The organism is Limnofasciculus baicalensis BBK-W-15, from assembly GCF_024178385.1.
Taxonomy (GTDB): domain Bacteria; phylum Cyanobacteriota; class Cyanobacteriia; order Cyanobacteriales; family Coleofasciculaceae; genus Limnofasciculus; species Limnofasciculus baicalensis.
On record NZ_JAMZMM010000040.1, the window covers coordinates 1 to 24,358 of the forward strand.

A 24,358-nucleotide genomic window follows, 5' to 3' on the forward strand; every position below is an offset into this window, starting at 1 on the left:
CATAAACTCTGATTAAAGTTTACTTAACCCTTTTTCAGGGTAATCGTTAGATGCTTATAGATGTAAACGCTCTACCATCTAATTCACATATTATGCAAGCAAAACATTTAATTTCTTGGCTGGGTTGTTCTTTTGCCATATCTGTGGTAAATATTATTGCCAACAGTCAGGCTGCTACAGCACTTTCTTTTGCCAATACCTTAAGTATTCCTGCTGACACCACGGATTTATCTCCACTCAATGGCGGCAGTGGTGGTGCTAACGTCAATCGCTTTGGTTTTTTCTCAGATATTTACTACGATCACTATCAGAATGTTTACTACGGATTGAGCGATCGCGGACCAGGTGGCGGTGTCATCTCCTACAATACTAGAGTGCAGAAGTTTTCCTTAGATGTGGACTCTAATACAGGTGCGATCGCAAATTTTAATGTGCTAGAGACAATTCTGTTTACTAAAAACGGTCAATACTTCAACGGATTAAACCCCCAACTACTGAATGGCGATAAGGGAATTCTCGGTTTGAGTTTCGATCCTGAAGGATTTGCAATTGCACCGAATGGTAACTTCTATGTTTCTGATGAATATGGTCCTTCTGTTTATGAGTTTAGTCCAACTGGTTCCTTCATTCGAGCGTTTCAAACTCCTGACAATATTCTGTCTAAAGTTGGCAGTACTCCTAATTATGTGGATGGTCGTGGTACAATTACCACGGGTCGTCAAGATAACCGAGGATTTGAAGGTTTAACTCTCACTCCAGATGGAAAAAAACTATTGGTAATGCTGCAAGATCCTCTAGTTAATGAAGGATCGTCCAATGATGGAAGGCGCAGCAATAATTTAAGAATTGTGGAATTTGATACAGCAACAGGTACGAGTACAGCTCAATATATTTATGGGCTAGAAAGTATTGCTGATATTAATAGTCGTATTCCTGGAACAGCCAATGATTTCGGTGCAACTAGTCAAGGACGAAATATTGGTATCAGTGCTATTACTGCTATTAACGAAAATGAATTCTTGGTGCTAGAAAGAGATAATCGGGGTGTAGGAGTAGACGATCCTACAGGTAGCAATCCTGTTGGTAGTAAACGGGTTTATAAAATCAATTTGACAGGTGCAACTAATGTTAGCGGTATTTCCTTAGCTGGCACAAATACACTCCCAACTGGTGTAACAGCCGTAAGCAAAACCTTATTTGCTGATATTGCTAGTTTCCTAAAAGGAAATGGACAAATAATCCCAGAAAAATTTGAAGGTTTAGCGATTGGACCGAAACTAAGTGATGGTTCTTATGCTATTATCTTAGGGACAGACAACGATTATAGCGTGACTCAATCGGGTAGTGGTACTCAGTTTGATGTTTGTACTGATGGTACAACTTCTACTCAAGTACCGATTGATAGTGGTTGTCCAACTGGACAGAAATTGCTCCCCGGTTATCTCTACTCCTTAAAAGCCAGCAGTACAGAAATCGGGCGATTTGTGCCAGCAGAAAAAGTACCAGAGCCTGGTACATTAGGTGGTTTAGCATTAATTGTTTTGAGTGGTTTTTTGCCCAAGCGCAAAAAGAATGACTAATTGCTAATTGCTAATTGCTAATCCCCATTGGCAATTAGCAAATTAAGTTATATTCATTTCCAGTTGCTTATCCTTCAAAACCGAGCATCTTTCCAACGCTGCTTCTAAAACTGGGATTTTCACAGGCTTACTGATATAATCATTCATGCCAGCCTCTAGACAGTTTTTGCGATCGCCTTCCATTGCACCAGCAGTCATCGCGATTAACCAGGGGCGAGTGTTTGGCAGCCATTCCTGACAAATATAACGGGCAGTTTCCAATCCATCCATCTCAGGCATTTGGACATCAAGTAGCACCACATCGTAGCGAATTTTACGAAGCGCATCAATAACTTCTAATCCATTCCGCACGACATCGGCTTGGTAACCGATTCTTTCTAAAATTCGCAGTGCTACTTTCTGATTGATTAGATTATCCTCAGCTAGCAAAATTCGCAGTGGTAATTTTTTGGTTAAATTGGTATTAATTGGTTGTACAGTTTGGGTTGGTAAAATTTTATTATGTTCATCTACAAAAATATTTAGCAAAACCTTGTATAGTTGAGACGGTTTGATTGGCTTACTCAAGCAGGCGGTAAATTCTGATTGGGGATGTGCTATCCAACAATTCATTGATGTCAGCATTACTAAAGGCAACAGTCGCTCATTTTCCCGTTGCTGAATTATCCGAGCAAGTGTCAAACCATCTATATGAGGCATTTGCATATCTACAATGCCCACATCGAAGGTATTTTCGTTACGAATGATATCAATTGCTTCGGTTGCGGTGGCAGCTTCTTGGCAAATCATGCCCCATTTCTCGGCATACCTTTTGACAATCTGTCGATTAGTTTCGTTATCCTCAATAATTAACAATCGTTTGCCAATTAGCTGAGGGTAAGATTCCCTAAGATAAACATCCTCTGTACTAATTTGAGCTTGAGCTAAAATTGTGAAATGGAATGTCGAACCTTTACCAATCTCACTTTCTACCCACATTTTTCCACCCATTAATTCGCTCAAATGCTTGCCAATTGCTAATCCCAATCCCGTACCCCCATACTTGCGGGTTGTGGAAGCATCTACTTGAGAAAAAGACTGGAATAATTGATTTATGCGATCGCGGGGAATGCCAATGCCAGTATCTTTAACAGTGAAGTGGAATTCGTAGTATTTTTGGTTGTTGGTTATTGGTTGTTGGTTGTTGGTTATTGGTTGTTGGTTATTGGTTGTTGGTTGTTTTACTGAGGAAACTGAAACTACCACCTCACCGAATTCCGTAAATTTCACCGCATTACTGAGTAAATTTACCAGAATTTGCCTTAATCTGGTGACATCACCAACTAAAATTGTCGGAGTTTCTTCGGCAATTAAGTAAGCGATATCTAGTTCTTTCAACCTAGCCTGATTGACTACCATATCTACCGACTCCTCTATTGAGGATTGCAGGTTAAATGGCTGAATTTCTAACTCCATTTTCCCTGCTTCAATTTTAGAAAAGTCCAAGATATCGTTAATAATTGATAGTAATGCTTCTCCACTGTTGCGGATGATTTCCAGATATTCCCGCTGTTCAGAAGTAACATTTGTATCCAAAATTACCCCTGTCATCCCAATAACTGCATTCATTGGTGTTCTGATCTCGTGACTCATGCTAGCCAAAAATTGCGATTTCAGTTTAGTGGCAGACTCAGCTTCTTTTAATGCTCGATCTAGTTCATAATTTTTGCTTTCTAGTTCAATTGATATGCGATCTTGTTGTGCTTTTGCTTCCACTAGTTTTGTAATGCGATCGCGAATCTGCTTTACTGCGGGCTGAAACACAAATACAGCTTCTAGTAATAAGACAATCAATGTAATCGCCAGTATTACTATCCCAATAACTTTAGTTTCCTCAACCCGATTTTTTGCTTCCTTATCGTACTGAAATACTATCCGATCCATTCCCTGTAAAAAAGATCCTTCATGGGCGAGAATTTCTTCAACTAAAGGTGAAATATTAGTATTCTGTAACGATAATAGTTGCTGTGGTGGTAAACTCAGTAGTCCCTTAGTTGCTTTATAGATAGATTGATAGTGAATATCAATTTGGGCGAACATGCGAGTCACTTCAGGAGTATTGTTGCCGCGCAATCCTAACTTGGCATCACCCTGTTGCAATCCTTGATGGGAACTTTGCCAAAGATTGATAACTTCTTGTAGCTCATTTAAACGAATTTGACGCTCGCGGGCACTTTTTGAGTATTGGATTGCGAGGGATGCTTTTGTCAATTTTTGACTCAGCATTCGCTGTCGCCCTGCAATGTTAATGGTGCGCGAATCACTTGACTGCTGATTTAGGGATCTTTGTACCATAAATTGTCCAGCAATAGATAGTAATGCTACAGTACTTAGAGCGACAATATACAGGGTACTCAGGCTACGAGTGGGAGATGATTTTGTTAGTTTTTTAGACATATTTGGGGTACTTGTGATTAACTTAGCAATGTGTAGAAGTCCCTTTTATATCAATTGCGGTAACATCGATACAAGCCGACAGGATATCACTCCTGACAAACTACCACTTTTATCTTTAATTAACAGGAGCAAATTATACGTTTTGCCAAAATCCTATCGTAAATTATAGTTCATTATGTAAAGAAATGTAAAAAAAGGGGCCTGATGAAGATAGATCTCGTTCACTTCTATGTAGAAGATGCTATAGCCTCCCGTGACTGGTTTATCGAGAGGATGGGCTTTCAGCCATGGGCATCGGGGGCTAGCCACCACACTCGCACCACTATTGTCAAAAGCGGTGCAATTTACATTGTTTTATCGTCTCCTATCACCAAGGATAGTCCTGTTGCTGAGTTTTTGCGCCTCCATCCTCCTGGAGTTGTCGATATCGCTTTTTTGGTGTCAGACTTAGCAGTCGTGATGGAGAGGATAGTTAAAAAAGGGGTAAAAATCTTGGAAACAATTCAAGAAAGATCGTTTTCTAAAGGATATGTGAAATGGAGCAAAATAGCTGCTTGGGGGACGCTAAGTCATACAATTTTAGAGCGTCAAGGAATTAGTAAACTTTGGGCAATATCAACTCAGTTAAACTGGATTGAAGAGCCATTTACTTTGGAAGTTTACCCTGATGTAATTAAAGGTAAAAGATCTCCAGCAAGTGAAAATAATAATATCGCCACACTAGTTAATAGTATCGATCATGTAGTGTTGAATGTGGCGGCAGGAGATTTGGGGCAAGCAGTAGAGTGGTATCGAGATGTTTTAGGATTTCAGCCGCAGCAGATGTTTACAATTCAGACAGAGACATCCGGTTTAGGCTCTCAGGTGATGATTCATCCCGATAGTGGGGTACAAATACCAATTAATGAACCCACTTCACCCAATTCCCAGATTCAGGAATTTCTGGATGTGAATCGGGGCGCAGGCATTCAGCATATTGCTTTGGCGACAGATAATATTATAGCTGCGATCGCACAACTGCGTCACAGGGGTTTATCCTTTATTGAAGTTTCTCCCAGCTATTACGCTGGAGTAAAGCAGCGCTGCAATTTATCAGTCACCGAATGGGAGAAAATTATCGCCCACAAAATTTTAGTAGACTCTCAGGATGATTCGCCTGAATCTCTATTACTTCAGACATTTACCCAGCCTATTTTTAAACAGCCGACATTCTTTTTTGAGATAATTGAGCGTCGTTTGGGGGCAAAAGGCTTTGGTGAAGGCAATTTTCGCGCTTTGTTTGAAGCGATTGAAAGGGAGCAGTTAAAGCGTGGGAAGTTGAAGCTAAAAATACCTAAAAATTAGTCATAACTTAGGCAAGTGTCAGTAAAGAGTAAACAGGAGTTAGTAGTAGGCGATTCATCGCCTATTCCCAACAGTAAACAGAAGTTATAGCAGATTGCAGGTTTATGAAGTACACCTCAGAAACCCGGTTTCTCTGCACCTCACGTACCTGAAAATTACTGCTACTGTACCTCATAACAGCGGTAATCGCTGTATTAGTAGGCGATTAATCGCCTACTACCAACAGTAATTACTATAATAATCCCTACTAACAGCGCCATCGTAAAAAATTCAGCGCCGCCACTCCCACACTCACCAACAACATCCCCACTATTTGCGGTAATTCCAAGGCACTGCGCATTAATATAAATGCCAAAAGCGCTGTTAACACTGGTACAATTGCCCCGATAATTGACGCTCTAGTTGCACCAATCCTACCAATTGCCAGATGATTAAATAGATAACCTAAAATTCCAGCACCACCCAAAACTAATCCGCTAATAATTAAAATTGGTAACAAGCTAGCATCAAGATTGAAACCCCATCCTTCCGGTAAAGGGAGAAACAAACTTAGGGCAGAAAAAACTAAGACAACTACTAAATTAATCCAGAGGAAAGGAATCGGGTGCAACTTTTTACCAGAGGTTTGTACCAAGATTGAGCGGAGGGCAAAAGCAATTCCTGCACCACCTGCTGTTAAAATCCCTAAAGGAGAAATATCCCCACTGCTACCAGGTATAGTAATCAGAACTAATCCTGCTACCATACCACTGAAGATTGCCAAACGACTCAATTGATTGACGGGTTTACCAAACTGTGAGGAAATGAGCGGATAAATAAAGAAAATCGTGACAGCAATTCCTGGTGCTATTGAGCCTAACGATAAATAAAGGAATACTTGAGACAAAAACAACAAAAATCCACTACAGAAAACATTACTAAATAAACCCCAATCTTTAGACTCCATAAACTTCCGAATATCTCGCCACAGGTATGGGTAGACTCCCCGAGATAAAATTGCCATTATCGGCACTATTACCACCATCCGCATCCATAATAGCAGGATAACATTCCCCACAGTTGGCATTAAAAAGCCGCCAAATTTTGCCAATATATTTGGGAGTGGGGCTAGGTTAAGAATAACACTGACGATGACATTTTCAAAAGCTAATCCTAGTAAAGATAGTAGAATTAGTAACCACCCAATCCATTGCTTTTTTTTGGGTTTAGGTTTCGGTTTTGCCTCTTGAATCTCTTGTGATATTTCCAGGAGGGGCAGAGTGGCTAAGGATTGCTTAGACGAATATGAACTAATACCGTTAGTGCCATTATTATGCCCATTTTGAGGTATATCTAAGGGAGGTAATGGTGGATAAGTAGGTTTTGTTGGTAGTGGATGGGATTGCTTGTCAGGAATCGGGGGTTGGGCAGGAATTTCGGCTTTGAGTCTAGCAATTAGTGTCTCTAAAATTGCCTCGGCTTGTTGCTCTAGATTGTACATCTGACTCAACTGCACAGACATGGAATTTTGATAGCTATTCAAATCTTGTTCCAGGGAGCTAAAAGTGGCTCTCATGGTAGTATCTAATGAGCCAATTAATCGTTCAGTATTTTCCTGATAATCCCGCTGGATTGAAGTTGGGGCATAAATTGAATTGGGAGTATTTTCAACAGGTATCTGGCTGATGCTTGGCTCTTCTTTAGGAGAGACTGGTAAAGATTTAACTAATTTATCGATTCTCTCTTGCAGTATTATTTCAATATAATTTGCTAAGGTTGGGGTAATTTGCTGAACTAACTTTTGCTGTTGCTCAATTTGCTCTTTCCGTTGAATTTTAAGGGTTTCAATCTCCTCGATTAATTGAGTTTTTTCCTGCTTAAGTCGTTCAACATCTTGAGAAAAAAGTGTCACGAGATTGTGGCGCAGATTCTCAATGCCCTCCATACTCTCTGTCATTGAGAGTAAAATATCTTCTGCTGCCTCGATATAGCTAGCTTCAGAGTTTTTCTGTTCCTGGTTAACTTTCCCTGTGTGCATTTTTGGATTAATAACTTAATAAAGACTAGCCATAAGATAAGGCGAGGAAAATGGTTTCCATCTCTTCACGAGACAACCCCCCATGATGTCCTAATAATTTCTGCTCAAAGCGGTTTTCTTCATACCACCAAACTGTTTCATGCTTATCGGGCAAGATAGTCAAGTTTCCCAACCGATTGAGCAATGCTGATGAGGGTTTACCTAGTCCAAAATATCCCTCATCTATCAACGTTTTTGTGCGATAAACTTGCGCCCTATCCAGAAGCTGACGATTCAGTAAATCGTAGGCTTCATCCAGGTATTCTTCCTGGATATATAGAAACATATCACGGGCGGAACCTGCGGGAACTAGTGGCTTACCTTGACGATTAGTTTTGATGAACTGCTCTATTGTAGGACTAAGCTGGTTCAGATAAATAGTCGTTTGAGGTGAAACTTCTATTTGTCCATGATCCGCAGTAATCAACAAGAGCGTATTTTTCAGCTTACCTACCAAAGTCTCATGAAGCAATGACTCTATGGTAACCCAAAATGTCCTCACCTCAGCATCAAACTGGGGGGAACTTGGTCCATAGTGATGCCCAAGTGCATCAATACTATCAAAATATAAAAAGAAATAGGCTTTTTCTTGTTCAGCTATCGCCGCTTCTGTTAAATTAACTAATGCTTCTGAAATTGTTCTATATGGTATCATCTTTGCCCCATCACAAGCAACTCGTGAAAATGGTGAGAAGGCATAAGCTTGGTGTTGAAAACAATAAGAATTTACACCATGCTGTTTCAATTTGTGATAAATAGTTTGGGTGGGGAAAAGGGTTTGCTCAGTTACGCCAGTTTTTTTGAGCGTGTCTCTTTCTCGATCCCCTGCGAAGGAGAAAAGTAACGGAGAAATGATATTATCTAACAGAGGCTCATAATAAAACCACTCATAAATCCCACTCTCACCAACAGGTAAACCTGAGTGAATGGTGGTAACATGAGCAGCCGTCGTCGAAGGAAATTGAGTTGTTATTTTAGAAGCCACTCCCTCTGTCTGAAACCGCTTTAGAAATTTCAACTCTTCCAGATACTGCTGGAAAAAGCGCCACCCGAAAGCATCAATAAATAGAAGAATAACTTTGTCATAGCTACCAGGTAAATCTCCCATTACACTACTAGGCAAACCCATTTCTCCTGCACCTGTCAAGAGATGATAGATGGTTTGGGGAATCTGGGAGAAACAATAGGAATCGTACAGAGGTTTCCCGATATTGTCATTTAATCTGGTAGATTCAACAGCCCTTATAGAATCATAGTTAATCATAAAATTACTTCCTGTGAGAAACCCATTATAACTCGAAAAAAGCCGGATACAGAAGTCGATCGTATCAGATTAGCACTTTTTACCTTTATCCCTTAGTGTCTTAGTGCCTTAGTGGTTTATTAAATAGTTAATCTATCAGAGCAAAATCACCCAAATATAAACCGGAGACAAACAAAAATCGCCGCCCCCAAACCAGCAGCAAATGGCAAAGTAATTACCCACGCCAAAGCAATGGATTTAATCGTTGAGAAGCGAACATTTCGCCAATTTTGAATCAAGCCAATCCCTACCACACCACCAACTAAAGCATGAGAAGTGGAAACGGGAAACCCCAATTTTGAGGCAATTAATACAGTAGTAGCTGTAGCAATTTCGGCACAAAATCCACTGCTGGGCTGAAGCGGAATAATATTCTCGCCAATTGTCGCAATCACTTTTTTACCCCAGATAGCTAAACCCGCCACAATACCGCAACCGCCAAGCAAGAGAATCCATAAGGGAACACCAAAACTGCTGATGGGAACGGAATCCGTGCGAATAATATAAACGATTGTAGCTAAAGGTGCGATCGCATTTCCGACATCATTGGAGCCATGGGCAAAGGCGACAAAGCAAGCACTGAGTACCTGAAATTGGGCGAGGAGTCTTTCTACTGGTGAAGAGAATAGGTTTTTTGGAGTGGGGAGTGGGGCAGAAATTTCTGACTTTTGACTTTCTAATTGATGCCAGCTTATGAAAGTGAGGGCGACGACACCAATGACACCTGTAGCAATTGATAAGTCATGTTTGGGAAAAGGTATTGCCGCAAATAATGGTGCATCAAATATAGTTGGCAAGACAATAATACCAAAGATACTTAATACGATCGCACTTAACCAAGGAATCCATTCCCGTAGCTGATGGATGGGATTTGGTTTGTCCAAAATCGAATATTTGATGACACTATAAAATCCTGCGGCAATAATACCACTTACTACTGGAGTTAGTACCCAAGTTATGGAGATACGACCAATATTTCCCCAGTCTACTGCACCGACTCCTGCGGCTACCCAACTAAAACCTGCGATCGCGCCCACCACTGCATGAGATGATGATACAGGCCAACCTTGACTTGTGGCAATTTGCAGCCATACACCGCCAGCGAGTAATACTGCTATCATCCCCAATACTAGTAATTGGGGTTGTGCGGCAAATAGAGTCGGATTTACTATCTCGGTTGCGAGAGTTTGAGAAACTTTGCTACCGAATAATATCGCACCACTAAATTCTAAAATACCAGCAATAACTAGTGCTTGCCCTAGGGTAATCGCTTTTGAGCCAACAGATGTTCCCATGGAGTTGGCGACATCATTAGCCCCCAAATTCCAGGCAACATAGAAGGCGAGAATTCCTGTCAAAACAATTGGTAACATAAAATCAGCTATTACTACCTAATTTACCCAAAGATTTTCCGTAGTGCGGACAGATGATACTGATAAGAAAGGTGACTAAAACAAACTAAAATTACTTGCTCAACAGAGGAATTACCCTCCAGAAACTCCTTTACTGTCCTCACAGCAATTTTAGCAGCAAGTTGAGGGGGAAAACCATAAGCACCTGTACTAATCGCGGGAAAAGCAATACTAATAATCTCATATTGTGTCGCTATTTCCAGACAACGACGATAACAGCTAGCCAATAACTCATCTTCTCCCCGATTGCCGCCCTTCCAAATTGGACCGACAGTATGGATTACCCAATCTGCTGGTAAATTGTAACCTCTAGTAATTTTAGCATCCCCAGTTTGACAACCATGCAAACGACGACATTCTGCCAGTAAACCTAAACCTGCGGCACGATGAATTGCACCATCCACACCACCACCACCGAGGAGGGAGTTATTAGCTGCATTAACAATAGCATCAACTTTTTGTTGAGTAATATCCCCTTCAACGATCGCGATTTTGCTTGAAATCATTAGTTTTTCGTTGGGCGGCATCAGTAATAAGTTATTAGTTTAGCAAATAACTTATTACTAATTCAGGACTTACGCAAAATCTGTCACTAAACTCTATATATAGTAGGGTGCGTTACACAACACACCCTACAGATACCGTAACTGCGTAAGTCCTGTAATTACTAAACTATATATATAGTAGGGTGCGTTACATAACGCACCCTACAGATACTAAATCAATCATCAGCAAGCATCTATTATAAACTAAATTTTCTATAAGCTATCAGGAAATATCTCAGGAGAAAACATCTCCCATAAAACTTGCAGATAGGGTTCAAATAAAGATAACTCCGATTTTCCCAAACGGGAAGAGATTTCCTGAGTAAGTAAGTGAATCATCTGCCGCACTAATTCCCACCTTACCTTTAAAGTTGGATATAGCATGACAGTCAGGGGAAATAACTCTTGTTGGATAGCAGCAATACTCTGCTCCAAGACACACACCCACAGGTAAACTTGAAACATTTCCACATCGCGGATACTGGCAGTTTTCACGACAGGATCGTTCAGATAACCGCTGTAGGTAAAATAGGTAGGATATAACTTAATAACGCGATCGCATATTTTAGTAGCAATCTCTGTGATACAGGGCAAAAGCTTTTGCACAACGCTTAGAATTGGTGAGTTGTAATTGTAAGTTGCTGCGGCTTGATATGCTCTTGGTAAAGGCATGTATAAGTGATCGTCTATCACTTTAAAATATTGTCTAATCTTGTCTTGTTCTGACTTATTAATTCCCTCCAATAGCATTTGTCCGGTGTGATGAAACTGCATACTGACAAAGCCAATCACGCGAGGATCTTCTTTCGTATATTTCTTCCGAATTTTACCTAAATCTGAACCAATGACAGTGGCAAGGCGATAGGGACTATCTTGATGGGCATAAAGTTCTATCGTTTTTTCAAAAATCCGAAATGAGTCTTCGGAAATTTGCCATGGATTGATTAGTTTTGGGTTAATTTGATGACGTTCTAGTTCTTTTGATATCAGTTTTTCCGTCTTATTCCAGGCTTTGATACTAGCAGGACGTAGCGAGGTTTTCAGATTTTTTATGATCTGATTTTGATTGGTTTTAAAAGGAAGTAAATTAGGATCTGATTCTAAATTTTGTAGATATTTTTTTGCCCAAGCTTGAGCTAAATGGACTACAGGGGAACCATGAGGGGTTCCTGGCGCATCTTGTGCCTCCGCCGATAAAATCTCTGCCTGCATGACTGTTAAAAATCTCTGTGAAGGTTTTCCCTATCATGACTTTAGGGGATTTCCCTCTGCCCAGCCACAGTAATATTGCGTAATTTGCTGATTAAACACCTGCTAGTTTCCCTGATACAGCAGATTGCAGGTTGATGAAATACGCCCGAGAAACCCGGTTTCTCTCTACCTCACATACCTGAAAAGTACTATATAATCTAAAAAACTGGTGACAACTGACGACTCAAACGCCTAAACTCCTGAAGATAAAAATGAATACCATGATTGACGAGAACGAAAACTTGGAATCTGAAGCCATCGATGATTCCTCTATACCTGGGCTAACCTCGGAACAGTATCGCAAAAAAATGCAGCGGCGCAAAGAGGTACAGGAAAAACGCCTAGCGGAAAAGTCGCCAGAAAAGGGATTGATTATTGTACACACGGGTAATGGGAAGGGGAAAACTACCGCCGGATTAGGGATGGTATTGCGATCGCTCGGTCATGGTTATCGAGTTGCGATTGTACAATTTATTAAGGGCGCTTGGGAGCCAGCGGAGAAAGCATCCTTAAACCATTGGACATTAGCATCAAATGGAGAGCAACCTCAATTAGAGTTTCACGCCATGGGAGAAGGTTTTACTTGGGAAACTCAAGATAGAGAAAGAGATATTGAGAAAGCTAATGCTGCATGGCAAAAAGCCCAGGAATTTATCTACAATCCCGACTTTCGACTAGTATTTTTAGATGAAATTAACATTGCCTTAAAGCTAGGCTATCTCAATGTGGAAGAGGTGCTGGTGGGGTTGGACAAAAAACCAGCCAATTCTCACATTATCCTCAGCGGGAGAAATGCACCTACACAATTAATTGAATATGCTGATTTGGTAACCGAAATGACACTAGTAAAGCATCCCTTTCGGGAACAGGGTATCAAAGCTCAACCTGGGATTGAATTTTAACCTTGTTTCTGGTATAACAAATGCCGATGGAGGAGAAAGAATCTAGGATAATCCCAATCTGATGATGACACTATTTAGGTAAGCTGGGTTTGTTATACTAATTAATTTCCTTTGATGCTGCTGCAAAACTGCGGTACTCATAAATCAGTAAAAGAGCAATGCTAATTCAGGTAACCATAGAAAACTTCCTCTCCTTTAAGGAAGAAACAACATTGAGTATGGTAGGCATTAACAGTGACAAAAACCATGCCAACCATCTTGCTGTAGACGCAGGAGGTAAGGGAAAGTCTCTTTTACCTATTTCTGCTATCTATGGTGCAAATGCCGCAGGTAAATCTAATCTGATTAAGGCTATTGATTTCGCTAAAGATTTAATTGTTCAAGGAACCCGTAGTGGACAAACTATCCCAGTTATTCCCTTTAAGTTAGGCAATGATAGCAATAAACCTAGCAAATTTGAGTTTGTCTTCATTTATAATGATAGTCGCTATTCCTATGGATTTAAGTTAAATGCCAATCATATTATTGAAGAATGGCTTTATGTAATTCCCTCTGGTAAAAAACGAGAAGTTCCAGTTTTTGTTCGAGTCACTTCTGAAAAAAAGGAGACAACAGTAGAGTATGGCGCTACTCTGAAAGGGAGAGGAGAAAAAGACAAGCCATTTTTAGATTTTATTGCACGAGGAACTCGTCCAAATCAACTTTTCCTGACAGAAGCTCTGGATCGTAATGTTCAGGCTGTGAAGCCTGTAGTTGAGTGGTTTGAAGACGTATTAATTATTATTCGAGCCGAATCTAACTATATACCTTTAGAATCTGATATATTAACCAGCCAAGAGTTTACCAGCTTTCTTACCGATTTTCTGAGATTGATGGGTACAGGTATTGATTCAATTGGTACTGAAGAAGTTGAATTAGATTTCGATCATCACTTTCCAGAAATACCTGAAAATATCAAAAATGATATACTGGAAACATTTTCTGAGGATGATGATAATTCTGTGGGAATGCTTTTAATTAACCAAAGGAAACGATATTTAATCGCCAAAAGAGCTGAAGACAAGTTGAATTTAATTCAACTTAAAACTCAACATCGTCATCAAAATGGATCTCTTGTTGATTTTTTGATAGAAGAGGAATCCGAAGGGACACAGCGTTTGATCGATTTGATTCCCGTATTGTTTGTATTAAAAAACAGTCGAAATCGAGTAATTTTCCTGGATGAATTAGATCGCCGTTTGCATCCTTTATTATCACGAAAATTTATAGAATTTTGTTTAAGTTGTCGAAATCAAAATAATCAAACTCAACTAATCTTTACTACTCATGATACTAATCTACTAGATTTAGATCTTCTCCGTAGAGATGAAATCTGGTTTGTGGAAAAGAATCAGGAAGGTGCATCGCACCTCTATTCACTAGCAGAGTTTAAAACTACACCAGATCTAAAAATAGAGAAAGGCTATTTAAACGGTAGATTTGGCGCAATTCCCTTCTTTGGTGATATCCGTAACTTAGGATGGTTTGATTGCGATGGAGAATCATCTGAAGCAATTTAAAAATAAATATGAAAAAAATTAGTCGCACCAAGCTAATCGATCGCAAGTATAACCAGCGAGATGCAAGGCTATTTGTAATTGCTACTGAGGGAAGGGAAACTGAGAAACAATATTTCGCAATGTTTCATGACTCTCGCATCAAAATAGAAGTATTAGCCACAGGAGATGATAATAAGTCTGCCCCTCAATATGTGCTAGCTCGATTAGATGAATTTACACAAAAATACGATCTAAGTTCAGATGATACTCTATGGTTAATGTTTGATGTGGATCGCTGGGGTGAAAAAAATATAAGTACAATTTGCCGTCAAGCTAAACAGAAAAAATATCGATTAGCAATCAGCAATCCCTGTTTTGAGGTTTGGTTATTTTTACATTTTGATAACCTAAATACTGTCGATACTAAATGTAAAGAATGTAAGTATTTTGAAGATAAGTTGCGTAATAAGCTGGGAGGCTATAACAAGAGCAATCTCAATTTAGATCTATTCACAAACTATATAGAGGATGCTGTACAACGTGCCAAAAACTTACATCCAAGTCATCAACAAAACTGGCCTCCTACACCGGGATCTCACGTTTATAGAATTGTGGAAATCCTCCTTAAGGCGATAAACGATAAAAAAGTATAAACAAACCAGTTTTCTATTCCTGCTTCACACCATCAGGAACCCCCACAGAAGAAATTCCCGCAATCGCACGTAAATTTTGGCTGCGAATCAATTCCGTGAAATTCAAACTCAAACGCCCTTCCATTTGAGCAACCGATTCAATCGCTGCTAACAGATGTTGAGCTGATTCTATATCAGAATAACCCCGCCGTTGAGCAATTTTAATCCCATCAATATCAGCATCAAGTTGAGACTGGGAACTTCGATTACTCCGCCAAAGTTGACTACCTGCGATCGCACTTAATCCCGTAGCAACTACAACCCCCACAGCATCCGCCTGTGCGAATTCAATAACTCCTCCTAACAATCCTGCTAGTACGACGGATTGATATAAATCTGGCTTAAACCACTTAATATTAATCAGCCAGCAAACAGTTCTTAGTAGTAGCATATCCCGTTGTGGTCTAGGTAAGCGCCGCCATAAATCAAAATTAATATAAATAGAGCGATCCCCAAACCAAGGCAGAGGAAAAGGACATTCAATTACCGTAGTTTGTTGAGGTTTGCTGATAATTTTAGTCAGCATCCGCCCAGAGGCAGGCATAATATCGATTAAACGGCGAATTTCAGGATCTGGATTCATATTTAAGAAATGACTTAAAATAGACAGAGAAGACTTTCAAGATTATAAACTCAAAATATGGAAGCTTTTACCCCAGTCCCTCCTGAATGGACAAACTCAGCGACTCACGCCTTTGAATTTTGCTGCCCCACCTGTCGCTCATCTTGTAATCAAGCACATCGGGTTTGGCTCAATCGCCTATCGCCCGTCATGACAGAAGACTATCACAAGAAGTGGCAAGAATTTTATCAGTGCCAGTGTGGTACAGTATGGTGGGCTTGGAGTAGCGATCGTCCCCCTTCAGAGTTCGCCAATCGTGAGATACCACCTAGCTTTTGACAATATTAACGTAACTTCATCGTCATCTTTTTTGGACGGCTAATCGCTAATAGTAGAACCAAAATTACAGTTTACAATTATCAATTAGCGATTAGTAGCCCTAAACATGTAACTAGCAACTTACATGATTACCTGGCTATATCCTACTTTTGCGGATAATATCTGGGCTTAAAGTATCTGATGGAATCTTAACCGGAGGCGGAATAATATCATCAACTAGTTTAATTTTTACACCATCTCTCAAGATACAAATGTCCATTTCCGTATCATTCTGAATGGCATCTCGATGCGCCCAACCTAAACTCCCATCAGCAAATTTAACCTGAATCCAACCTCCCTGAGTTTGCTTACCAGTAATTAATAACTCATCTTTGGTAAATTGGATGACATTCTCACGAAAAGATGCGGGTTCAGATCTGATATTGCCATTCACAATAACCCAGCAACCTTTTCGTATTGGAGATGGAGAAAGACTAGTAGTAGAAACCTCCTGAGTTTCCGCGACTTGGGGAGATGATGTGGGTGAAAGATAATTTGAGGATGGGGCCAGATTTACTGGCTTTTTCTGAGGTGTTATGGGGGCGCGATTTGCGAAACTAATTGCTATAAACAGACTGGCTAAAATCCCACCGATTACGATACTAAATTGGAGGATTTTTTTAGATAAATTAGAAGCAGCAGGAGAGTTGCTTGGGAAATCTGTAATCTGAGATGATGAGTCGATTCTAGATGTTGGTTTTATCCGTGGCTCAGGTGCTGGTTGTATGTACCAGGGGAGGAAAGCTGGAGTTAAAGATATAGAATTTGGCTGGTTCTCAATATCGGATTGTGTGCCTTGATTCCCCTCATCTTCAGGCGGAAAACTTACAAGAGGTAGGGGAATAATTGGTTGTATAATCGCAATGATATTACCATCACTATTCTCAGGTAACTGTGGGATCTGATTTTCCTCTTCTTCAGCCGGATCGTTACTAACAGCTTCAGCTATAGCCCTTTCCTTTTCCTCCCTGACACTATCGGATGAAATTGGTCGATCCGTTTCCGAGATAGAGTTACGATTTATTCTCAAAGTAACTCTTTCTTCAATCGGTTCTATATCCTCATTCCTCAGCCCTAGAGATTGTCGTAAATACTGTAATTTTTCACCAGTTTCAGTATCGATTACTTCACTATTTTCAATAGCTGTAGTAAAGGCGGCTTCGTATCGATCCAACTTTTTATGATACTCGCGATGAGGTTTCATCACCTCCGCTTCAATTGCCCTACAATCTTCAGGATTAAGCTGTAAACTAATTGCCAATTTATCTAAAATACCGCGACCTAGTTGAGCAATTCCACCCCGACTTGCCCAACGTTCTACCTCTTGACGATACCTGATATTTTGACCAGCAATTTGCACTTGTGTCAAGATAATTTTCTGCCGATTGTGGCTAAAATAAAACTCTGGCATCCAGGCTGGAGCTGCTTCTGTCACCCTACGCTTAACGTATTCATGTAGATCTTCTGCCGAAATCCAACCATCGCGATCGCGATCTGCGGCTCCTTTTTCAATTCCCTCTACCAAATAACGAGTGTAAACTGAGATATCCGGATTATCCCTCTCTAAGGAACTTTGGCTATAGATACTAGATGTTAAAATTGCCAATCGTTCACCACTGAGTTGAGTATTAATATCATCCTCAGTACTATTATTCTCTGGAGTTAGATCCTGATTTAAGACAAGATTAAAATACCAATTTAAGATCGCAACTTGATTTTGACAGGGACAATTATTTGCAATATCGCGGACAAAACTGACAGGAACAGCAGTTGCTTTAACTAATTCTCCTTGGGGAGTTCTTTCCGTGATCAGGGTTGCTGTAATACCAGTTGCTAAGTATAGTTGTCCACTATTATCTTTAACTCGATTACCGGAAAAAAATAGTAGTACTACATCATTTTTATTCAGATCCGCAAATAAGGATTGAATTGCTTCTCGCATCGCTGGTGGGTTTGGATTAATCAGGGTTTTCACCTCATCAAACCCTCCCATTTCTGAAGACTCCAAAACCCCTTCTATAGCCTCAATATCTTTTCCCGCTTCCGGGAGTGGTTGCAAACCATACCCGTATTCGCTTACCCCAATCAGCAGTGCTACTTTCACGATTAGCGATCCCCTAGATGACTACAAGTTTTTGGGCTGCCTAAATTGTTGCTACTCTTGCCATTTTGAGGTTGACTAGAGTATAATAGGCTCCTTTCAATGTAAGTTCTCCCTAAATAAGGAAAATTCTGTTTAATTTACAGGGGTGAGTAAACAATATCCGGATAAAAATTGAGATTTTTTGAATTCTGTCATACTATGTAAGACGGGCTACAGGAGGAGTCAATTATAACATTTAGTCTAAAAATGGAAATGACTAGAAGTCGGGTTTTTTCAAGAAACCCGACTTCTGATTAATTAAGGAAAGGAAATAACGATCAATACGCCTTTACTCGTCAACAGAGATACCGCATTTCCTAAATTAATTTCTGCAATACCCCTGCCAAAATCTCCACTATTTGGTCAATATGTTCCTTTTGAATAATTAATGGTGGAGATAAGGCAATAATGTCTCCTGTTGTCCGAATGAGTAAGCCCGTTTCATAACAACTTTCCAGACATTCCATCCCTCTTGCGCCAGGTTTTCCGGGGCGAGATGCTAACTCAATTCCCGCTACTAATCCTAAATTTCTAATATCAATCACATGGGGTAAATCTTTCAGAGAATGTATCGCATTTTCCCAATATCCCGCTAATTCCTGAGCATGTTGAAATAATCCTTCTTCCTCATAAACATCCAAAGTAGCTAAAGCAGCAGCACAGGCAAGAGGATGTCCAGAATAAGTATAGCCGTGGAATAATTCGATCGCATTTTCTGGTGTACTTTCCATAAAAGCATCGTAAATACCTTTGCGAGTAAATACTGCTCCCATTGGTACTGTACCATTAGTAATACCTTTAGCTACGGTTATCATATCTGGCAGGATACCGAAATATTCAGTAGCAAAACTAGTACCTAAACGCCCAAATCCAGTAATAACTTCATCAAAAATCAACAGAATTCCATACTTATCGCAAATTGCCCGTAACTTTTCTAAATATCCCACAGGAGGCACTAGTACTCCAGTTGAACCTGCAACGGGTTCAACTATTACAGCGGCAATTGTCGATGCGTCGTGTAAAGTGACAATTCTTTCTAATTCATCAGCTAAATGTGCCCCCCATTCTGGTTGCCCATGACTAAAAGCATTATGTTCTAAATTATGAGTATGAGGCAGATGATCCACACCAGGAAGCAAACTACCGAAAAATTTGCGATTGGTAGCAATTCCTCCTACAGAAATACCACCAAAACCTACTCCATGATAGCCCCTTTCCCTGCCAATCAAGCGGACACGAGACGCTTCACCACGTACTCGATGATATGCGATCGCAATTTTCAATGCAGACTCCACGGCTTCCGAACCAGAATTACCATAAAATACGCGATCGAAATGGTTTCCTGGTATCATTTTAATTAGGCGTTCTGCTAATTCAAAAGCAAGAGGATGTCCCATTTGAAAGGGTGGGGCATAATCTAAATGGGCGACTTGTTTTTGAATAGCTTCGACAATTTTCGGACGACAGTGCCCTGCATTTACACACCATAATCCCGCAGTACCGTCTAAGATTTGCCGATTATCGTGGCTGGTATAGTGCATGTCTTTGGCGGCGGCTAATAAGCGCGGGTTGGCTTTAAATTGCCGATTCGCCGTGAAGGGCATCCAGTAGGCTTCGAGATTGGTAGACACAGTTTTTGCTCCGTTAACTTTATAGTAGTTGCGTTCAATTTACAATATTAATACTAACGGATATAATATAACTCAGTTGGGACTTACACAACTAATTTATTTTTTTTCGTTTGTAGTGAGCGATTTATCGCTCATCTAGGCGATGAATCGCCTACTACTAACTTTGATTGAGTTTTTTTGACCAGGTTATCTACTTACCTCTTTACTTCATAGCACAGGCATCTTGCCTGTGCTACGGATAATTAATTTTAATCTATGGGATCTGCCCATTTCTTTTCCATGAATATGAAAGGAAAATTACTCAAGCAAATCTTCTGTATTATTCTCTCTATCTTCATTTTTATCTTCTCTGGATTTCCCTCCTGGGCTGGCGAAACTGAGAGTAAATGGAATTCCACCCTATTGTTAGCTAAATCTGAACAAAGGATTCCCGATGCTAAGGATTTGGCTGCTTTTATGGAGGAATTTTGGTCTAAGTTTAAACGAGCGAATATTCCTGGTATAGTATTTGCTGTAGTGAAAGATGGCAAAATTATCTTTTCTCAAGGTTATGGCTATGCTGACAGGGAAGAAAAATTGCCTGTCAATCCAGAAAAAACTCTCTTTCGCCTCGGTTCGATTTCTAAAGTATTCACGGCTACTGCGGTGATACAATTAGTCGAACAAGGTAAATTGGATTTGAAAGCTGATATTAATCAATATCTCAAATCCTTCCAAATTGATAAAACTTTCTCACCAATTACCCCTCATCACCTCTTAACTCACACCGATGGGTTTGATGTGGCTTGGACAATTGGCGCGGCGACTCATTGTAATTCGGCTATGCCATCTTTAGCAGAATTTTTGAGTCAAAACTTGCCCAAACGAGTGCGCCAACCTGGGGAATTATATGTTTACGGGGATGTGGGTATGGCATTAGCTGGTTATTTAGTAGAAGTAGTTTCGGGGCTGCCCTTTACTGAATATATCGATAAAAATATTCTCCAACCTTTAGAGATGCAACACAGTAGTTTTGCCCAGCCATTATCTGGGGAATTGGCTAAGGATTTGGCGGTGGGTTATGACTATCGAAATGCGGCTTATCTGAAAACACCTTTCGTTTGTGGCAAGAGTAATCCGACGATTGGGATGAGTGCGACGGCTACGGATATGGCTCATTTTCTGATTTCCCAATTGCAGGAGGGAAAGGATGGGAAAGGGAGAATATTATCGGAAAAAACTGTATCCAAAATGCAGCAACAGCAGTTTACTAATTTCCCTAACCATGATGGCATGTCTGGTTCGGCTTATGGGTGGTATGAAAGGTTTCAAAATAATCAACTGGCGCTGGAGCATGGGGGTAGTATGTATGGATATAGTAGTCAAATATTTATGCTGCCAGAACATAATTTAGGGTTTTTCTTTGCCGCCAATAGTGAAGATAAGACTCAATTACGGGAAAATCTGATTTCTCAGTTTCTCAACCGTTATTATCCGGAAAAGAAGAGTGAACAAGTCATCCCTCAGCCCCAACTAACTCCTGAATCTCAACAGCGATTACAAGAAATGGAGGGAAGTTATCGTTTTATTCGCTATCCCCAAGATTCTTTGGTAAAATTGTTTAATATTTGGTTTGGTCCGCGCCCAGATATGGAGTTGAAAGCCAATAGCGATGGTACGATTAGTTTTTTACCGAAAGGAAGTAAGTGGGTAGAAGTGGAACCCTGGTTATTGCGATATAAGGATAGTAATAATTATCTGGGTTTTCGGCGAGATGATAAGGGAAAAGTGACTACTACTTCTTTGAGTAATTACGTTTTCGTCACCTACGAAAAGTTAGCTTGGTATGAAACTGGTGGTTTCCAAAAAGTCATCTTGGGATTTTGTCTGGTAATGTTTCTATCGGCTTCCTGGGTTTGGCCAATTAATCCGTTAATTTTCCGGAAAGCTTCTTATACAAAGATGACTGAGATTTTACAGTTGTTACTGGGTTTAATTGGTGGGTTAAATTTATTCTTTGTCGGGGCGATGCTTTTTGTGATGCTTCAGGTGAGTTACTGGGAGTTTTTCTTTGGGATGCCGCCTCTGGTAATCGGGTTACTTTATTTGCCGATTTTTACGACGGGAATGACGACGGGATTACCGATTGTGGCATGGTTGGCTTGGCGAGATAAATCTTGGTCAATTATTCAGCGGATTCATTATGGTTTAATTGGGATTGCCGCTGGATTTTTTATCTTTTTGCTTAGTTACTGGAATTTGTTGGGGTTTAATGGCTAATTGCTAATGGCTAATGGCTAATGAGTCTATTCTTCAACAACCGCCAGAGAATAAATTCTCTGTCTCATAGCTTAAGTCGGTTGAAATTAATAACTTCCACCATTAAGCTATCCGCAAAAATCAAGATACCCGACTTCTCCAAGAAATCAGGTATCTGAATATTAGCCATTAGCCATTAACCCTTCATCTTCCGCTTCATTACCGAAGTAGCACCCAACATACCCAAACCTAAGAGACTTACTACAGTACCAGGTTCAGGAACACAAGTAGGATCGTTTAATCCAGTCAAAGCCATTGAGGTAGCATTTCCCCCATTCAAATCGGGATTAGTAGCCAGGATTCCTGCAAAGGGAGCACCAAGCACACTACCACCAAAGTTGTAGTCGGAGAGATTGGGAGATAAGGCATTTGCCAAGTTACCATTGGTATCCAGAAAATTTAGGAAACTAATGAAACTGTCGGTATTCTGCTCTCCCCCCAAAAACCAACTGGTAGAATTAGTCCCTGGATTGTATTCTGTCTGAATGATGCTCAAGTCAAATGGAATTGTCACCCCATTGACACTCAAGTTGGTGACGGCATCAAGGAAGAAACCCTCACCAATAGCAGGATTTTCATCTTGTACCGAGGTATCGATTGTGAACTTAGCACATCCTGTAGCTCCAGTACCAAGATCCACACCAGCAAAGCACAAGTTTAACAGTGCAGCTTGAGCGGGAGCGAGATTTGCGGCGATTGAGGCGACTGATAAAGCGGCGGCGGCGAGGGAAACTTTAGCGATTGATGTGAGATTCATGTGGTTACCTACTATCGTTTTTGATTGGGTAATGTGCTAATTACAGTAAAGTCTAGATTCCTGGTTTTATAAAACAGTAGATATGCCTAAATTGACGATTACTATTATCTGGTGGAATCTCGGATAAGCTTTGCTGAAAACATCTTATGCCATCTCTATTTTCAATTACAATAGGGTTGGGCGTATCTTTACAGTAAAAATATAAATCACCTGGTTTATGTGAAAATTTGATGAAGTGAGGGATTTTTTTTGATAAATGATGCACGCAGATGGGCAACGGATAGGCAACGGATAGGCAACGGATGGGTAACGGATGTAGCGGATGAGTGGCGGGTGGGGGTAACGGAAATTGTCGGGTGTGTTACTACGCTAACGCACCCTACGCTATCTAGCTCCCTACTCCCCTGGAAAATGCTAAAATCTAGGAAAAGCCGGAATCCTAGAAAAATGGACCAGGGTATTTCTATCGACACAGCCGCTAAATCGCGATAAAGTTCAAGCGGCTGTTAGATGTGCTTATCAGGCACTAGGAAAAAAAGAGCCTACTATTCGTTTTTTTTCCAGCCCAATTGCTGCAAAAAGAGTACTTTTTGAACAGCAATCACCCCGCCAAACCGCGCAGCAATTAGGCGCACCTCTGCTAATACCTTTTTCTACCCAACTTGGCGAACAAATCCTCAATCAACTGGAACCCGAATTATCGCAACAACTCCAAGCCCAACTCTGGAGTCAAGAATTGCTACAACAGCTCTGGCAATTGCGTGCCCTGCCTTTATTCCATGGAATAGACCAATTCTCTGAGAAAGAGTTAGCATTGGTAGGGGAATTGCGGGAACAATGGCTAGCCCAACAGTGGCAGGAAAAGCAAGAGGAAATCAGACAGCAATTCCTCCAACTTCCAGGGGGAGAAGTCTTCCTGCAAATGGGAGATTCTCTTTGGGAAAATATCGGGGAACCCATTTGGAAAGACTTGGTAAATCAACCCTTTGTCCAATGGTGGGAAGCACAATTACACGATAATCCATTATTGCAGTTTGTCGATCTTTTGGGTTTTGCCTATTACAGTTTTTTACTTCCCGGTATAGATACCTCTGCTATTGCCGGAATTGATTTTTGTATTTCGGTGTTAAACTGCGAACACAATCCCCAACAATGGCAAGCTTTGGAGTCGCTCCTTACCCAATGCGGCTGTATTTTTGCTTTTGAGAAGACTTGCATAGTTTGCGATCGCCCCACTATCCTATTATTAGATAACGAAAACCGTCTCCATGGAGAAGGGGAACCCGCAATTCAATTTGCCGATGGCTACAGTTTCTATTACTATCACGGCGTATCATTACCAGAAAAATACGGACGACTCCACCCAAATCAATGGCAAGCCCGATGGCTATTAGAAGAAGCCAATGCGGAATTGCGGCGAGTATTAATTCAAGGAATTGGCTATGGTAGAATTTGCCAAGAATTGCAAGTAACTGAATTGGATAATTGGCGAGAATATACCTTGTTAAGAATAGATAATGAGGTGGATGT

The 24,358-nt window shown here is 40.5% G+C and carries 18 protein-coding genes; 8 read left to right on the plus strand and 10 right to left on the minus strand.

The window, feature by feature from the left end; all coding sequences use genetic code 11:
• The first annotated feature begins 89 nt into the window (after window positions 1-89).
• Entirely contained in the window at window positions 90-1,580 is a 1,491-nt protein-coding gene (locus tag NJ959_RS06365) for an esterase-like activity of phytase family protein (protein ID WP_373693614.1), read from the plus strand.
• A gap of 42 nt (window positions 1,581-1,622) precedes the next feature.
• Here the strand turns inward: NJ959_RS06365 and NJ959_RS06370 are convergent, their stop codons facing one another.
• Window positions 1,623-4,016, minus strand: a complete 2,394-nt coding sequence (locus NJ959_RS06370) for a response regulator (RefSeq protein WP_254010916.1) — start codon at window positions 4,014-4,016, stop codon at window positions 1,623-1,625.
• A 204-nt stretch (window positions 4,017-4,220) separates the two neighbouring features.
• Here NJ959_RS06370 and hppD point away from each other — a divergent pair, with 204 nt between their 5' ends.
• Window positions 4,221-5,360: a 4-hydroxyphenylpyruvate dioxygenase gene (gene hppD / locus NJ959_RS06375; RefSeq protein ID WP_254010917.1), complete on the plus strand. Its 1,140-nt coding sequence runs from the start codon at window positions 4,221-4,223 to the stop codon at window positions 5,358-5,360.
• A 247-nt stretch (window positions 5,361-5,607) separates the two neighbouring features.
• On the opposite strand, the gene NJ959_RS06380 is transcribed toward hppD, so the two are convergent.
• The 5 genes from NJ959_RS06380 to NJ959_RS06400 all read right to left on the minus strand — a co-directional run bounded on the left by NJ959_RS06380 (window position 5,608) and on the right by NJ959_RS06400 (window position 11,888).
• Complete coding sequence (locus NJ959_RS06380; RefSeq protein WP_254010918.1) at window positions 5,608-7,377, minus strand: EamA family transporter; 1,770 nt, start codon at window positions 7,375-7,377, stop codon at window positions 5,608-5,610.
• Window positions 7,378-7,402: 25 nt separating this feature from the next.
• A complete protein-coding gene (locus NJ959_RS06385; protein ID WP_254010919.1) occupies window positions 7,403-8,680 on the minus strand; it encodes an alkaline phosphatase family protein in 1,278 nt (425 codons plus the stop codon).
• Window positions 8,681-8,826: 146 nt separating this feature from the next.
• Window positions 8,827-10,092: an inorganic phosphate transporter gene (locus NJ959_RS06390; RefSeq protein ID WP_254010920.1), complete on the minus strand. Its 1,266-nt coding sequence runs from the start codon at window positions 10,090-10,092 to the stop codon at window positions 8,827-8,829.
• 23 nt (window positions 10,093-10,115) lie between these two features.
• Complete coding sequence (locus tag NJ959_RS06395) at window positions 10,116-10,637, minus strand: O-acetyl-ADP-ribose deacetylase (protein WP_254010921.1); 522 nt, start codon at window positions 10,635-10,637, stop codon at window positions 10,116-10,118.
• Between the two features lie 252 nt (window positions 10,638-10,889).
• Window positions 10,890-11,888, minus strand: coding sequence for a bilin-binding protein (locus NJ959_RS06400; protein ID WP_254010922.1), 999 nt, complete (start codon window positions 11,886-11,888; stop codon window positions 10,890-10,892).
• A 251-nt stretch (window positions 11,889-12,139) separates the two neighbouring features.
• Between NJ959_RS06400 and cobO the strand changes: the two genes are divergently transcribed.
• From cobO to NJ959_RS06415, 3 genes are all read left to right on the plus strand, one after another.
• A complete protein-coding gene (gene cobO, locus NJ959_RS06405; RefSeq protein WP_373693612.1) occupies window positions 12,140-12,829 on the plus strand; it encodes a cob(I)yrinic acid a,c-diamide adenosyltransferase in 690 nt (229 codons plus the stop codon).
• Window positions 12,830-12,987: 158 nt separating this feature from the next.
• The gene (locus NJ959_RS06410) at window positions 12,988-14,388 is read left to right on the plus strand and encodes an AAA family ATPase (protein WP_254010923.1); all 1,401 of its coding nucleotides are present in this window, start codon (window positions 12,988-12,990) and stop codon (window positions 14,386-14,388) included.
• A gap of 8 nt (window positions 14,389-14,396) precedes the next feature.
• Window positions 14,397-15,020 carry an RloB family protein gene (locus NJ959_RS06415; protein ID WP_254010924.1) on the plus strand — a complete coding sequence of 208 codons (624 nt, stop codon included), beginning with the start codon at window positions 14,397-14,399 and terminating at the stop codon, window positions 15,018-15,020.
• A gap of 13 nt (window positions 15,021-15,033) precedes the next feature.
• Here NJ959_RS06415 and NJ959_RS06420 read toward each other — a convergent pair whose 3' ends face one another.
• Window positions 15,034-15,642 (minus strand): DUF3318 domain-containing protein, encoded by a 609-nt coding sequence (locus NJ959_RS06420; protein WP_254010925.1) that lies wholly within the window; start codon window positions 15,640-15,642, stop codon window positions 15,034-15,036.
• A 57-nt stretch (window positions 15,643-15,699) separates the two neighbouring features.
• Between NJ959_RS06420 and NJ959_RS06425 the strand changes: the two genes are divergently transcribed.
• A complete protein-coding gene (locus NJ959_RS06425; protein ID WP_254010926.1) occupies window positions 15,700-15,960 on the plus strand; it encodes a hypothetical protein in 261 nt (86 codons plus the stop codon).
• Between the two features lie 136 nt (window positions 15,961-16,096).
• Here the strand turns inward: NJ959_RS06425 and NJ959_RS06430 are convergent, their stop codons facing one another.
• Both NJ959_RS06430 and aptA read right to left on the minus strand, forming a co-directional pair.
• Window positions 16,097-18,103: a caspase family protein gene (locus tag NJ959_RS06430; protein ID WP_254010927.1), complete on the minus strand. Its 2,007-nt coding sequence runs from the start codon at window positions 18,101-18,103 to the stop codon at window positions 16,097-16,099.
• A 356-nt stretch (window positions 18,104-18,459) separates the two neighbouring features.
• Window positions 18,460-19,773, minus strand: coding sequence for an omega-aminotransferase AptA (aptA, locus tag NJ959_RS06435; protein ID WP_254010928.1), 1,314 nt, complete (start codon window positions 19,771-19,773; stop codon window positions 18,460-18,462).
• Between the two features lie 255 nt (window positions 19,774-20,028).
• Between aptA and NJ959_RS06440 the strand changes: the two genes are divergently transcribed.
• Window positions 20,029-22,032 (plus strand): serine hydrolase domain-containing protein, encoded by a 2,004-nt coding sequence (locus NJ959_RS06440; RefSeq protein WP_254010929.1) that lies wholly within the window; start codon window positions 20,029-20,031, stop codon window positions 22,030-22,032.
• A gap of 175 nt (window positions 22,033-22,207) precedes the next feature.
• Here NJ959_RS06440 and NJ959_RS06445 read toward each other — a convergent pair whose 3' ends face one another.
• Window positions 22,208-22,828 (minus strand): PEP-CTERM sorting domain-containing protein, encoded by a 621-nt coding sequence (locus NJ959_RS06445; RefSeq protein WP_254010930.1) that lies wholly within the window; start codon window positions 22,826-22,828, stop codon window positions 22,208-22,210.
• Window positions 22,829-23,564: 736 nt separating this feature from the next.
• On the opposite strand from NJ959_RS06445, the gene NJ959_RS06450 reads away from it, so the two are divergent.
• Window positions 23,565-24,358, plus strand: a 794-nt coding sequence (locus NJ959_RS06450; RefSeq protein WP_373693613.1) for a DUF6745 domain-containing protein, incomplete at its 3' end; no start/stop codon positions are given.

Excerpts from the sequence above, each read along its gene's own strand:
- cobO (WP_373693612.1), top strand. The coding sequence starts at position 12,140 with ATGAATACCATGATTGACGAGAACGAAAACTTGGAATCTGAAGCCATC.
- NJ959_RS06370 (WP_254010916.1), bottom strand. The coding sequence starts at position 4,016 with ATGTCTAAAAAACTAACAAAATCATCTCCCACTCGTAGCCTGAGTACC.
- hppD (WP_254010917.1), top strand. The coding sequence starts at position 4,221 with ATGAAGATAGATCTCGTTCACTTCTATGTAGAAGATGCTATAGCCTCC.
- NJ959_RS06385 (WP_254010919.1), bottom strand. The coding sequence starts at position 8,680 with ATGATTAACTATGATTCTATAAGGGCTGTTGAATCTACCAGATTAAAT.
- NJ959_RS06440 (WP_254010929.1), top strand. The coding sequence starts at position 20,029 with ATGGGATCTGCCCATTTCTTTTCCATGAATATGAAAGGAAAATTACTC.
- NJ959_RS06445 (WP_254010930.1), bottom strand. The coding sequence starts at position 22,828 with ATGAATCTCACATCAATCGCTAAAGTTTCCCTCGCCGCCGCCGCTTTA.
- NJ959_RS06420 (WP_254010925.1), bottom strand. The coding sequence starts at position 15,642 with ATGAATCCAGATCCTGAAATTCGCCGTTTAATCGATATTATGCCTGCC.
- NJ959_RS06380 (WP_254010918.1), bottom strand. The coding sequence starts at position 7,377 with ATGCACACAGGGAAAGTTAACCAGGAACAGAAAAACTCTGAAGCTAGC.
- NJ959_RS06415 (WP_254010924.1), top strand. The coding sequence starts at position 14,397 with ATGAAAAAAATTAGTCGCACCAAGCTAATCGATCGCAAGTATAACCAG.
- NJ959_RS06400 (WP_254010922.1), bottom strand. The coding sequence starts at position 11,888 with ATGCAGGCAGAGATTTTATCGGCGGAGGCACAAGATGCGCCAGGAACC.
- NJ959_RS06425 (WP_254010926.1), top strand. The coding sequence starts at position 15,700 with ATGGAAGCTTTTACCCCAGTCCCTCCTGAATGGACAAACTCAGCGACT.
- NJ959_RS06390 (WP_254010920.1), bottom strand. The coding sequence starts at position 10,092 with ATGTTACCAATTGTTTTGACAGGAATTCTCGCCTTCTATGTTGCCTGG.
- NJ959_RS06395 (WP_254010921.1), bottom strand. The coding sequence starts at position 10,637 with ATGATTTCAAGCAAAATCGCGATCGTTGAAGGGGATATTACTCAACAA.
- NJ959_RS06410 (WP_254010923.1), top strand. The coding sequence starts at position 12,988 with ATGCTAATTCAGGTAACCATAGAAAACTTCCTCTCCTTTAAGGAAGAA.